Origin of the sequence: Williamsia sp. CHRR-6 (genome assembly GCF_018474015.1) — a bacterium.
Classification (GTDB): Bacteria; Actinomycetota; Actinomycetes; order Mycobacteriales; family Mycobacteriaceae; genus Williamsia_A.
Map to the genome: position 1 here is coordinate 1,323,991 of NZ_JAHCSG010000001.1, position 12,140 is coordinate 1,336,130.

Consider the following 12,140-nt stretch of genomic DNA (forward strand, 5'->3'; position numbering starts at 1 on the left):
GGTAACACCGAATGGGCGAACACACCAAGCGCTTTCCAAATCATCCTCCCTAGACTTCGGATGAATGTCGCAAACCGTACACATCGGTCGCATCCGGAGTAGCGAGAGGCATTTTCCGTTCCCGTAGCAGCCAGGCACAGATCGGGGCGGCCACTGCGGTGGCGATCACGGCGGCCCACACCGACTGGTGCAGCCCCGCGACGAAGGCATCCCGAGCGGCGTCGAGGATCGGGGCGCGCAACTGTTCGGGGGCCTGGCGAGCCACCTCCAGTGCACCCATCACCGACGAGTTCATCGCGGCCCGAGCCGAATCCGGTAGCAGATCTACGACAGCTGCGTCGCCGATGCGGGCGGTGTAGATGGAGGTGAGCACCGAACCGAGCACCGCCACCCCCATGGTGCCGCCGAACTCACGGGTGGTGTCGTTGACCGCAGCCCCGGCTCCGGCTTGCGCCGGCGGCAGCGCATTCATCACCACATGCGTGCATGGACCGGAGATCAAGCCCAGGCCAGCGGCCATCAAACTCATCGACCACACGATGAGACCCCAGTAGGACGAGTTCGCGTCGGTGATCAGAACCATCGCGAAACCCGTTGCCATCAACAGTGATCCGGTGGCCGCCACCCGCGCCACCCCGAACCGTCCGGTCAGGACCATGGCCAGCGGGGACATCACTGCCATCACGATGGCGAACGGCAGTGTGTGCAACCCAGCCGACAGGGTGCCGTAGCCCTTGACCGCCTGGAAGTACTGGGTGATGAGGAAGATGAACCCGAACAGCGCGAAGAACGCCAGCGAGATCTGCAGTGCTGCGCCCGAGAACATCCGGTTGCTGAACACGCGCACGTCGAGAATCGGAGCGGGAGTGCGCAACTCGTGACGCACGAACAGCGCCGCCAACGCCAGGGCGAGCCCGATGCCGCCAAGGGTGCGCGGATCGGTCCATCCGTGATGGGGGCCTTCGATGACCGAGTACACCAGCAACGTCATGGCTGCGATCGACAGCGCCAGGCCGAGGGTGTCGAACCGGCCGGAGTGGTCGCGACCACCGCTGGGCACCAGGGCGAACACCGCCAACAGCACCGCAGCAGCCAGGGGCAGGTTGATCCAGAACACCGAGGCCCACGAATAGTGCTCCATCAACCACCCACCCAGCACCGGCCCGATGGCCACCGAGACCCCAGTGGTCGCTGCCCACGCCCCGAACGCCGTAGCCCGCTCCTTCGCGTCGGTGAACACCACCGTCAGCAGCGCAAGCGTGGCCGGAAACACCAGGGCCGCACAGACTCCCAGACCAACCCGGGTGGCGACCAACGCACCCAGACTGCTCGACAGCGCCGCCGGAATCGACACGAGCGCGAAGCCGATGACGCCGGTGATCAACATGCGGCGACGACCGAAGCGGTCCCCGAGATGGCCACCGGTGATCAGCAATCCCGCAAACGCCAGGGTGTAGCCGTCTACCACCCACTGCAGGCCGGAGATCCCCGAGTCCAGGTCGGCAGCGATGCTCGGCAGGGCCACGTTGACGATGGTGTTGTCCATCATCACCATCAGCGAGGCCAGGCACAGCGCCGCCAGAGCAGCCCAGCGATGTCGGACGACGGGCGGATCAGTGAGCAGGGTCGGCATGATGAATCCCTTCGCAGCAGCGGGGTTGTAGTACAACGTTCCACTGTTATAGCACGTCGTTCTACTGTTGTGGAACATCGTTCTGTAAGATTTCGGTCGTGGCCACCAAACGCACCCCGGTCGGAGACGTTCGACGCTCGCTGATCGCTGCCGGGCACCGAGTGCTGCGGACGTCTGGGGTCCAAGGACTGACCGTGCGGGCGGTGGCGTCCGAGGCCGGGGTGGCCCCGATGGGGGTGTACAACCACCTCGACGGCAAAGACGGCCTGCTCTCGGCGCTGGTCGTCGACGGATTCATCCAGTTGCGTGCTGCCGTGGCCGCCTCGACCGACCCCGACGCGGCCACGCGACTGCGCGACGCGGGCCGCGCCTATCGGCGCTTCGCCCTGGCCAATCCGACGCTGTACCACCTGATGTTCTCGATGTTTGCCGGTCAGAACATCGACATCGGCGACTCCGGGGCCGAGGCACTGGGCGAGCTGACCGAACTGGTCCGCTTCGGCCAAGCCGCCGGGGTCATCCGAGCCGACGACCCTGAACAGCAGACATTCGCGATCTGGTCGTGCGTGCACGGTGCCGTGAGCCTGGAACTCGAAGCGGCCGGCCCCGACGGCGAGAACGTGGACCGCGACGCCATCTTCGAGGCGGTGCTCGAGCTCATCGAGCGCGGTGTCAGCGCGTGACGATCAGCAGGAGATGACGATCGGCGGCAACCCGGGTATCGGGTTGGGCAGCGTGCGGCACTTGGGTGCAGGTTTGCGACGCGGCGGCGGCTTGGGGGTGTTCTCGGCCGTCGGCGTCGGCGCCGTAGTGGTGGTGGTCGTGTAGGTGCCCACCGGGATGCGGGCGGGACCGAAGTCCAGCGGCGCCCGCGACACCGGCGGCGGCGCCGACGCGGTGGGTACCGGGGTGTTCGGGGATTGGGCGGCGACCAGCGGACCAGGACCTCCGGTCGAGTCGTTGGTGTCGTCGCCGCCACTGAGCCACGGCACGGTGAGCACGATGGCGCCGACGATCGCGGCCACCGCAACGGCGGCGGCTCCGATCAACAGACGGCGGTTCTGCACGCGACGGGTCTCCTCTGAAACGTCCGAGTCCCCCGGCGGTGGGGGGTAATGCCGAGGACCCGCAGTCCGGGTCACCTCTAGATGATCGTGGATGGAGATGGGTTGGCGCTCGGCGAATGGATATCTGATCGTCGTCGTGGCCGACGGCCCGCTCACCACCTCGGCGGCCTGCGCGATCTCCTCCGGTGTGGCCTCGGCGGTGGTCTCCGACTCATCGTCGGCGTACACGTCCTGCTCACCGGTGTTGGTCAGCTGCGGCGTGTGCAAGTTCCCGATCGGCGGGATGGGGGTGTGCGCGCCCAGGATGGGGCCGATGGGCTGATGCGGCGCGGCATGCAGCGGACCAGCCGCAGACTGGGTGTCGGGTTCGGCGTCGGCGACGCGCAAGTGCGCGGCCTGCCTCGTCTCTGCCTCGGTGAACAGCTGGTGCCCGGTGAACAGTTGCTGGGCCGCCACCGCCGTCGGCTCCGACTCGTCGGTGTCGGCGACGGGTTCGGGCTGCGGCGCGGGCACCGGAACAGCCTGGATTGGTGCCGCCGGTGCAGGCGCCGCGACCGGGATGGCGTCCGGCGGGATGACGAATGACTGCAGTCGATGGTGTGCGCGCGCCGACGCGGCGGGAATGTCCCACGGCGGGCGCGATTCAAGCGTCGATTCCTGAAGTACCGGCTGCTGGGGTGCTGTCTCGGCGTCAGCGTCGACCGGCGCAGCCGCAGCCGTAGCCGGTGGTTCGGGGGTAGCAGCGGGCGGTTCGGGGGTCGGTTCGGGGGTCACCGCCTCGACGGGTTGCGCCGGCACCTGCTCGGCGGGTGCCGTCGCAGCCGGGGCCTCGACCAAAGACTCGATGCTGTCGACGTAGCCCGCCGGAGTACCCGGCGTCGGTCCGGTGACACCGCTGACGTCCAGCGGTTCCTCGGCCGCATGGTGAGCATGCTCACCGGCTTCCCGTTCGCCTGCCGCAGCAGCGGCTCCGGACGCCACGGTGTCGGCCGTCGAGCCAGCGTCTGCCGAGGACGAGGACTCGACACCATGCTTGCCGCGCGCCTTGCGGGTCAGTGCCGGACGCGGATCTGCCAGTGCCACAGTGGGAATCGGCGACAGATGCGACAGCGTCGGGTACAGACCCGGCCACCGGGTGTGCTCGGGCATGAACACGATCGCCCCGACCGGCAGGTCGGCGTTGAGCGCGGTGGACTGCCACAGCGTCTGAGCGGCCATCAGGTGTGCCTGCAGCCCGGCGAAGTAGTCGCGGCGCGAGACCCGGAACAGCCCGACGTGCTTGGGGCCCATCGCAAACGCCCCGTCGGAGTGGTTCAGCCGTTCCCGAATGCCGGGAAACAGACCGATGAGTTCGTTGGCCCACTCGAGCGTCTCGGGCCGACCGACCCGACCGGACTGCACCAGGTAGTCGGCCATCGACAGGTCCAACAGTCGCGGCGTGAGCTTGCGGTCACCCCGTTCAAGAAGGCTGATCCCAGTGGTCGAATCGACCACGGAGGTGCGCAGGCCCCGATTGTCGAGCTCTACCAGCACAAACGACGCGCAGCGGTAGACACCGGCTGCGGTCAGCTGACGGGAGATCTCACGCAGCAGACGGTAATCGAGCATGACTGCACCAAGGTGCAGCTCTCGATCGGCCAGTGTCATGATCCCCCCGGGTCACGGTGGACCCTTCCCCGGTCTCACCACGGCCCAACATAGCACGTCAGGGCCCTGGGGAGCGGCCCGAGTGGTGGCCGCGACAGGGGGCACTGCCGACGGTCTGGCGCCGCTCGTCGAGGCCCTGTTCGTGCGCCGATTCGCCCGTGTCCCAGGTGTCGCGGACCGTCGTCAGCCCGCGACCGCGGCGACCGGAGCGTTGCGCCGTGCCACGGCGGTGAAATCGCTGCTCAGGTCGACCCCGCGCATCTGCGCGACGTACTGGGCGGCGAAACCGGGGAACATGGTCGCGTTGAACCCGTCGGCCGTGAGGTACCAGCTCTGGCACCCCGAGTTCCAGGTCGTCGCACGCAACCTGCGCTGGATGTCGGCGTTGTGGTCGGCTTGAACATCGGCGCGCACGTCCAACAGGGCGAGGTCGCGGTCGAGCACGGTGTGGATCGCGGTCACGATCGCCTCGATCTGCGCCTCCATGTAGACCAGCGCCGAACTGTGCCCGGGACCGGAGTTGGGCCCGAACGTGAAGTACAGGTTCGGATAGCCCGACACCGCAAAGCTCTTGTACGCGTAGGCCCCTCGCGCCCACTCCTGGGCCAGTACCCGGCCGTCGCGGCCGACGACCGGGATGGGGGTGCCCTGCTTGGACACCTCGAACCCGGTGGCGAAGACCAACGCATCGAACTGATGCTCGATGCCCTCCACGGTGCGCACACCCTTCTCACTGATGCGGGCGATGGGCCAGGTGATCAACCGGCAGTTGTCCCGCTGCAGCGCCGGGTAGTAATCGCTGGTCATCAGCAGTCGCTTGCAGCCGGCCCGGAAGTCCGGGGTCAGCTGACGCCGCATCCACGGGTCGGGGACCTGACGCCGCATGTTGATCTTCGACACCGCCTCGACCACCCGGGTCGCCGGCGATGCCCACACCACCCCCAGAGCCACTGCCTCATGGCCGGCGAACCACGTTGCGCGAGCCACTCTTTGGGCTCCGGGTAGGCGGCGATACACCGCCTTGGTGCGGTCACTGACCGTCGGGTTGAACCGCGGCAGCACCCAGCCGGGCGTGCGTTGGAACACCGACACATGCGCGGCGGTCTTCACCAGTTCCGGCACGATCTGCACAGCGCTGGCACCGGTGCCGATCACTCCCACCTTCTTGCCGGTGAAGTCGTAATCGTGATCCCATGCGGCGCTGTGCATTCGGACGCCGGTGTAGTCGTCGATGCCGCGGATGTCGGGGTAGCCAGGGGTGGACAACGGACCTGAGGCCAGCACGACGGTCCGCGCGTGGACCGGTGGTCCGTCGGCGACACTCACCTCCCAGACGCCTTCGGCCTCGTCGAACACCAACCCGGTGACCGTCGTGCGGTAGCGGATTCGCCGAGCCAGATCGAACTCGGCCACCATCGCGTCGATGTAGGACAGGATCTCCGCGCTGCCGGAATAGGTACGAGACCAGTCCGGGTTGGGCGCGAACGAGTACGAGTACAACCGCGACGGGATGTCGCAGGCGGCGCCAGGATAGGTGTTGTCACGCCAGGTGCCACCGGGCCGGGTGTCGCGTTCGAGGATCACGTAGTCGTCGATCCCATTGCGCTGCAAACGGATCGCCGCGCCCAGGCCGGCGAAGCCAGCCCCGATGATCGCGGTGTCGTGCACCGTGATGGCGCCGCTCATGCGACCGGCTCGTAGGTGAGTTCCTTCGACCACGTGGGTTGCGGGCGCAGCAGCCGCCGCGGGTAGCGGTCGGTCACCTTCACCATGGCGTCGGCGAACAGGTGGTACGGGTGGCCGCGGTCGATCACCCACCCGGCGTGAGTCTTGACCACCTGGTAGCTGAGCAGCCGCTTGCCGGCACCGCGTTCGCCGTTCTTCTTGAACCGCTTCATCGCGTCGTAGAGACGTTCCTCGGGCAGGCCCATCGCGACGATGTTGTCGCGCATCTTGTTCAGCAGCGGGATGTACATCAGGGCACCGATGAGTACCGCCGGGCTGGCGACCGCGCCCACCGACTCGATCAACAATTTGCGCAGCCGCGCCTGGCCGATCATGTCCAGGGCATGGAAATCCACCGCGAGATGGCGTGATTCGTCGGAGTTGATCTTGCGGAACGCCTCGTGACAGATCGGGTCCTTGACCTCTTCGAGCAGAAACTTCAACAGTGCTCCGTCGAGGGCCACCTCCAGCATCGGGATGACGGTGCCCAGCACCGACAGCGACATCGAGTCGGAGTAGCGGTCCAGCCACTCGATGGCCAGCCGGATGTTGATGTTGGGTTCGGGGATCTCGTCGTCTTCGAGCATCCCCCACCGGCGCATCAGCGCCAGCTCGGCGTTGGCGTGCTTTTGCTCCTCGGCGTGGAAGTAGCGGTAGATCTCGGCGAGGGTCTCGTCGGGGGCCTTCTTGGCCAGCGCCGCGAAACCACGCGCACCCACGTTCTCGATCCACACCAGATCGGCCATGAACGCCTTGAGTTTCGGTTTCTGCTCCTCGGTGATCATCTCCGCACCGGGGGCGTCCCAGTCGATGTCGGCCAGCGCCCACTGGCGGTCCTTGATGGTTTCGAGCATGTCTTCCAACACGATTGCCATGGATCTCTCCTTCTCGGGTGTGCGGGTGAGGTGGTTTGGATCAGAACGGCAGCAGCCGGTTCATCAACCCGAGCCCTGCGGTGTAGGTGCGCGGGAGGTGTCGTTTCAGGGCCCAGATGGCTTTGGCGTCGAGCTGCGGGACCACGTAGAGCTGGCCGCGGTCGTGGGCATCGAGGGTGCCCTTGGCCACCCGATCTGCCGACAGACCGGTGTATCTCATCACCGTCTCGGCCAGTTTCGTTGCCTGGTCGGTGATCCGGCCGTCGACGGCCACGTTGGTTTTGACGAAGGTGGGACACAGGACGGTGACGGCCAGCTCGGTGCCGGCCGACTCGGCCGCGATCGTCTCCGACAGGGCCAGTACGCCGGCCTTGCCCACGTTGTAGGCGGCCATCGTCGGTGCGGCCGAGAACGCCGCCGTGGACGCGACGTTGATCAGTCCCGCCCGACCGGCGAGGCGCAGCTGCGGCAGGAACCTCTCCGAGCCATAGACCATGCCCCACAGGTTGATTCCCAATGCCCACTGCCAGTCGTCTACGCCGATTTCGCCGACCGGCTTGCCACCGATCCCGACGCCGGCATTGTTGATCAACAGCGTGGTCGGTCCACCGAAGGTGTCCTCGGCGAAGGTGGCCAGGTCGTCGATCTCGCTGGTCTGCGCCACATCGCACACCACCGGGTGGGCGCGGCCTGCGGGCAGCCGGTCGATGAGCGCCACGGTCTCCTTCGCACGGTCGCCGTCGATGTCGGCGCAGATCACCTCACCGCCGCGGCGCGCGAGTTCCAGCGCGAACGCGCGCCCGATACCGCTGCCCGCGCCGGTCACCACGGCCTTGGTCTGCTGGGTTCTGCTGTTGTTCTTGGACATTCACGCACTCCGTCTCACGGCGTCGATGGTGGTCTCGGCTAGGAATCGGCCGGCGGCGCGCACGGCGCGCTGTGCCTCAGGAATCAGGCGGTCGAAGGCCTGGAAGACGTGCATCTGCCCAGGCCAGATCTGCAGTTCGGCGCGCCCACCCACGGCCCGCACAGCCTCGGCGAGGTGGTGGGCATCGGCGCGCAGCATTTCCGCGCCACCCGCCTGGATCAGCATGGGCGGCAACGTCATCCCCTGTGACAGCGAAAGCTTGAGTCGTGGGCTGTCGCTGGCGTGGCCGTCGGTGTAGTGGGCGACCAGGCGTCGGGCCGCGGCGGCGGAGATCATCGGGTCGCGGCGAATACGTTCACGCCTCGCGGCCAATTCCAGGGTGAGGTCGAACAAGGGCGACATCAGCAGCGCGGCGCCGGGTTGGGCCAGTCCGGCGCGAGCGTTCTCGGCGATCAGGTCGACGATGAGGTGTCCGCCCGCCGAGTCACCCGCCAACAGGATGTTGCCCGGTGCGTATCCGCTCTCCAACAGCCAGGTGTAGGCGGCGCGTACGTCATCGGCCGCGGCGGGGAACCGATGCTCGGGCGCCAACCGGTAGTCCACGGTGAACGCTGCGATGCCGGCCACCCGCGACAACCGCGCCACCAGGCTGCGATGGGTGGCGGCCGAACAGATCGCATACGCACTGCCGTGCACGTAGAGGATGACTCGGGTGCGGTCGGTGACGGTGCGTCCACGCACCCACTCACCACGAACGGTCCGTCCGTCGGCAGTGGCACCGTGGATGCGATCGACCTGCGTGCCTCGGGGCAGGTCGCCGCCCAGTCGCATTCCGGTGGCCACCATGCCGCGCGCGAAACGCACTCCGGCTGGGGTTGCGGGGACCCGCTCCGCGAGGGGTCGCAGCCACAACGAGGTGGTCGACACCAACACGCGGGACCGCAGGGAGCTGCTCATGTGCTTTAGGTCACCACACATGGTGCCACTTGTCAATGGCACAATTGACGGTGAGACTGCCATCGGTCGCTGTATATTCACTTCGACCATGACCGAGTACCGGATCGACGACCTGGCCCGCGCCGCGGGGACCACCACCCGCAACGTGCGCGGGTATCAGGACCGTGGGCTGCTGCCCCGGCCCGCCAAACGTGGTCGCATCGCGATCTACACCGACATCCACCTCACCCGGCTGAGGTTGATCAACGACCTGCTCAAACGAGGTTTCACCGCGAGGCACATCGCCGACTTCATCAAGGGGATGCAGCGCGGCGACGATCTGGCCAAGGTGCTGGGCATCGAGGAGATCCTGTCCGAGCCGTGGGCCAAGAACTCGCGCGAGCGGGTGACCGCCGAGACCCTCAAGTCGGTGCTCAACTCGATCGATCCCAAGGATTTCGAGGCCATGGCGCGGCTGGGCCTGATCCGCCGTGACGGCGACGGATACCGCGTACTCGACCGAGACACCGTCTACGGCATGGGGCGTCTGGTGGAGTTGGGCATGTCACTGCGGTCGATGCTGGAGGTGTTCGGCGAGTTGGACTCTCAGCTGGATGCAGCCACCTCAACGTTGATCACCGCGGCGCGCAAGGAGTTCGAGTCGCGGCGCGGCGAGGGTTGGGTGCCCGACAGCGAGGAAGAGTCCGAGTGGGTGGCGGTGCTGCTGACCGAGATGCGTTCGGTGGCAACGAAAGCCGCACACAACGCACTCAACCGGTCGCTGGACCGCACCCTGCAGGTCAACCTCAAGGACTACCTCGCCGATGCCGGCTCGACCGACGACGAGGTGGAAGAGACCGCCTAGCGGCTGGGTGCGACGACGCGCGGGGTGCCGCCCAGGCCGTGATACTGCCAGCCGGCGTCGATCCACATCGCGGGGTCGAGGCAGCGACGTCCGTCGACGATGACCTTGTTGCGCACGACCGGTTCGAGGTCGGCTGGTTTGAGTTCGAGGAACTCGGCCCACTCGGTCAGCACCAGCACCGCGTCGGCGAGATGGCAGGCCTCGCGCGCCGACTCGGTGTAGTCCAGCGTCGGGAACAGCTTGCGCGAGTTGGGCATCGCCTTGGGGTCGTACACACTGACGGCGGCACCCTTGAGCTGCAGTTGCCCGGCGACGTTGAGGGCGGGCGAGTCGCGTACGTCGTCGCTTTCGGGCTTGAACGCGGCGCCGAGTACTGCGATGTTGGACCCCAGCAGACTGCCGCCGCACGCCACGGTGGCCAACTCCACCATCGCGGTGCGGCGGCGCATGTTGATCGAGTCGACCTCGCGGAGAAACGTGAGCGCCTGCGACGCACCGAGCTCGCCGGCGCGGGCCATGAAGGCACGGATGTCCTTGGGCAGACAGCCACCACCGAATCCCAAGCCCGCGTTGAGGAATCGACGTCCGATGCGCTGGTCGTAGCCGATGGCATCGGCCAGCGTCGACACGTCGGCTCCGGCCGCTTCGCACACCTCGCTCATCGCGTTGATGAACGAGATCTTGGTGGCGAGGAAGGCATTCGCCGACACTTTGACCAGTTCAGCGGTCGCGAGATCGGTTCGCAGGAAGGGGGTTTCGGCCTCGAGAATCGGTGCGTAGACCTGCTCGACCTTCGCGAGGACCGCGTCGGGGTCACCGTCGGGATCGAGTCCGAGCACGATGCGGTCGGGCCGCAGGGTGTCGGCGACGGCGAAGCCCTCGCGCAGGAACTCTGGGTTCCAGGCGACGGAGATGTCGGCCTGGGTGCCGGTGGCGGCGATGCGTTTGATGATCTCGGCCGAGGTGCCGACCGGCACCGTGGACTTGCCGATCAACAGGTGTGACCCGGTGAGTCGGGCGGCGAGTTCATCGACGACGGAGAACACGTATTTGAGGTCGGCGGCGTACTCGCCCCGCTTCTGCGGGGTGCCCACGCCGAGGAAGTGGACGTCGGCGAAAGCTGCGGCCTCGTCGAAGTCGGTGGTGAAGTGAAGGCGGCCCGATTCGAGGTTGCGGGCGAGCACTTCGGGCAGTCCTGGCTCGTAAAAGGGGACCTCGCCGCGGGCGAGCATCGCGACCTTGTCTACGTCGACGTCGACACCGAGGACGTCATGACCGAGTTCGGCCATACAGGCGGCGTGGGTGGCTCCGAGGTAACCGCAACCGAAGACGGTGAGCTTCATGGGCTGCGACACTACGGGGTGAATCCGCCTAGCGCCCAACCGAAAAGGCGAACTGTCAGTCGCCTGGATGAACGTCACCCGACTCTCGCGTTACGCCGAGATGACCGCCGACGCTGTGGCCTCAGCGGTTCTGGAAGTTCAAGTACGCCTTTGATGGTGTGGGGCCGCGCTGGCCCTGATACTTCGAACCGGTTCCCGCACTGCCGTAGGGGTTTTCGGCGGGACTGGAGAGACGGATGAGACAGAGTTGACCGATTTTCATGCCTGGCCACAGGGTGATCGGCAGGTTGGCCACATTGGACAGTTCCAGTGTGATGTGACCGGTGAACCCGGGGTCGATGAAGCCTGCGGTCGAGTGGGTCAGCAGCCCCAGACGGCCAAGCGACGATTTGCCCTCCAGCCGCCCGGCGAGGTCGTCTGGCAGGGTGCACACCTCCAGGGTGGACCCGAGCACGAACTCTCCGGGGTGGAGGACGAACGGGTCACCCTCGGCCGGCTCGATGAGTGTGGTCAGCTCGTCCTGCCGCTGCGCCGGGTCGATGTGGGTGTAGCGATTGTTGTTGAACACCCGGAACAGGTTGTCCAGCCGCACATCGATGCTTGACGGCTGCACCAGCGTGGGGTCGAACGGCTGCAGCGAGAGCCGCCCACTGTCGATCTCGGCGCGCAGGTCGCGATCGGAAAGAAGCATGCGCCGAGGTTAGCCGAGCCCCCGTCGGGTGGATCGAAAGCACGTAGTGCGCTGCGGGCCCTGTCGGGTGGGTCGAAAGCACGGAGTGCGCTTCGGTCCAGCCGACGCAGTAGATGGTGAGCCGCGCTGTTGGCTGAGCCAGGCGTGGGTGTGTGCCCTGGCACATGCGTGGCTGGTGCGTGTACTGCGTCGAGTGGGCGGAAAACCCCGTCGAGTGGGCGGCAAAAAGCGCCTCCCACTCGACGGCGTTGTTCCACCCACTCGACACGTCGCTGCATTGTTGAGTTCTCAAACATCGTGGTGGGGCTGGGGCCCCGGGGGTTGTGGGTCGGTTAGGCGGCGATGCTGGTGAGGTTCATGGTGCGGCGGTGGTAGGAGGGCATGAGTGTTTGGTGGGGGTCGATGGATGCGGGTGGGCGGAGCCAGGGGTGGCGGTCGTGGCCCATGATGACGTCCCAGCCGCGGTGGTGGACGTCGACGTGGCAGGCGC

Annotated in this window: 10 protein-coding genes and 1 pseudogene; 2 read left to right on the forward strand and 9 right to left on the reverse strand. The window is 66.9% G+C overall.

Going from position 1 to position 12,140, the window contains the following annotated elements; translation table 11 throughout:
* Positions 1 to 49: 49 nt before the first annotated feature.
* Positions 50 to 1,633: an MFS transporter gene (locus KIK15_RS05855; RefSeq protein WP_214243133.1), complete on the reverse strand. Its 1,584-nt coding sequence runs from the start codon at positions 1,631 to 1,633 to the stop codon at positions 50 to 52.
* A 98-nt stretch (positions 1,634 to 1,731) separates the two neighbouring features.
* On the opposite strand from KIK15_RS05855, the gene KIK15_RS05860 reads away from it, so the two are divergent.
* The gene (locus KIK15_RS05860; RefSeq protein ID WP_307851750.1) at positions 1,732 to 2,316 is read left to right on the forward strand and encodes a TetR/AcrR family transcriptional regulator; all 585 of its coding nucleotides are present in this window, start codon (positions 1,732 to 1,734) and stop codon (positions 2,314 to 2,316) included.
* A gap of 3 nt (positions 2,317 to 2,319) precedes the next feature.
* Here KIK15_RS05860 and KIK15_RS05865 read toward each other — a convergent pair whose 3' ends face one another.
* The 5 genes from KIK15_RS05865 to KIK15_RS05885 form a co-directional block, all read right to left on the reverse strand.
* On the reverse strand, positions 2,320 to 4,308 hold the full coding sequence (locus KIK15_RS05865) for a hypothetical protein (RefSeq protein WP_214243134.1): 1,989 nt from the start codon (positions 4,306 to 4,308) through the stop codon (positions 2,320 to 2,322).
* A gap of 222 nt (positions 4,309 to 4,530) precedes the next feature.
* The gene (locus tag KIK15_RS05870) at positions 4,531 to 6,033 is read right to left on the reverse strand and encodes an NAD(P)/FAD-dependent oxidoreductase (protein ID WP_214243135.1); all 1,503 of its coding nucleotides are present in this window, start codon (positions 6,031 to 6,033) and stop codon (positions 4,531 to 4,533) included.
* A complete protein-coding gene (locus KIK15_RS05875; protein WP_214243136.1) occupies positions 6,030 to 6,947 on the reverse strand; it encodes a ferritin-like domain-containing protein in 918 nt (305 codons plus the stop codon). The genes KIK15_RS05870 and KIK15_RS05875 overlap by 4 nt, the downstream gene beginning before the upstream one ends.
* 40 nt (positions 6,948 to 6,987) lie before the next feature.
* Positions 6,988 to 7,815, reverse strand: a complete 828-nt coding sequence (locus KIK15_RS05880) for an SDR family NAD(P)-dependent oxidoreductase (RefSeq protein WP_214243137.1) — start codon at positions 7,813 to 7,815, stop codon at positions 6,988 to 6,990.
* Positions 7,816 to 8,772 (reverse strand): alpha/beta hydrolase, encoded by a 957-nt coding sequence (locus tag KIK15_RS05885; protein WP_214243138.1) that lies wholly within the window; start codon positions 8,770 to 8,772, stop codon positions 7,816 to 7,818. It lies immediately after the preceding gene.
* Between the two features lie 88 nt (positions 8,773 to 8,860).
* Here KIK15_RS05885 and KIK15_RS05890 point away from each other — a divergent pair, with 88 nt between their 5' ends.
* Entirely contained in the window at positions 8,861 to 9,616 is a 756-nt protein-coding gene (locus KIK15_RS05890) for a MerR family transcriptional regulator (RefSeq protein ID WP_214243139.1), read from the forward strand.
* On the opposite strand, the gene KIK15_RS05895 is transcribed toward KIK15_RS05890, so the two are convergent.
* The 3 genes and pseudogenes from KIK15_RS05895 to KIK15_RS18285 all read right to left on the reverse strand — a co-directional run.
* On the reverse strand, positions 9,613 to 10,959 hold the full coding sequence (locus tag KIK15_RS05895) for a UDP-glucose/GDP-mannose dehydrogenase family protein (RefSeq protein ID WP_214243140.1): 1,347 nt from the start codon (positions 10,957 to 10,959) through the stop codon (positions 9,613 to 9,615). The genes KIK15_RS05890 and KIK15_RS05895 overlap by 4 nt on opposite strands.
* Before the next feature lie 121 nt (positions 10,960 to 11,080).
* A complete protein-coding gene (gene dcd, locus KIK15_RS05900) occupies positions 11,081 to 11,650 on the reverse strand; it encodes a dCTP deaminase (protein WP_214243141.1) in 570 nt (189 codons plus the stop codon).
* 332 nt (positions 11,651 to 11,982) lie between these two features.
* A pseudogene (locus tag KIK15_RS18285) lies at positions 11,983 to 12,140 on the reverse strand (HNH endonuclease); the annotation flags it as partial.

Coding starts and splice junctions, on each gene's coding strand:
- KIK15_RS05890 (WP_214243139.1), top strand. CDS start 8,861: ATGACCGAGTACCGGATCGACGACCTGGCCCGCGCCGCGGGGACCACC.
- dcd (WP_214243141.1), bottom strand. CDS start 11,650: ATGCTTCTTTCCGATCGCGACCTGCGCGCCGAGATCGACAGTGGGCGG.
- KIK15_RS05870 (WP_214243135.1), bottom strand. CDS start 6,033: ATGAGCGGCGCCATCACGGTGCACGACACCGCGATCATCGGGGCTGGC.
- KIK15_RS05865 (WP_214243134.1), bottom strand. CDS start 4,308: ATGCTCGATTACCGTCTGCTGCGTGAGATCTCCCGTCAGCTGACCGCA.
- KIK15_RS05885 (WP_214243138.1), bottom strand. CDS start 8,772: ATGAGCAGCTCCCTGCGGTCCCGCGTGTTGGTGTCGACCACCTCGTTG.
- KIK15_RS05880 (WP_214243137.1), bottom strand. CDS start 7,815: ATGTCCAAGAACAACAGCAGAACCCAGCAGACCAAGGCCGTGGTGACC.
- KIK15_RS05855 (WP_214243133.1), bottom strand. CDS start 1,633: ATGCCGACCCTGCTCACTGATCCGCCCGTCGTCCGACATCGCTGGGCT.
- KIK15_RS05895 (WP_214243140.1), bottom strand. CDS start 10,959: ATGAAGCTCACCGTCTTCGGTTGCGGTTACCTCGGAGCCACCCACGCC.
- KIK15_RS05875 (WP_214243136.1), bottom strand. CDS start 6,947: ATGGCAATCGTGTTGGAAGACATGCTCGAAACCATCAAGGACCGCCAG.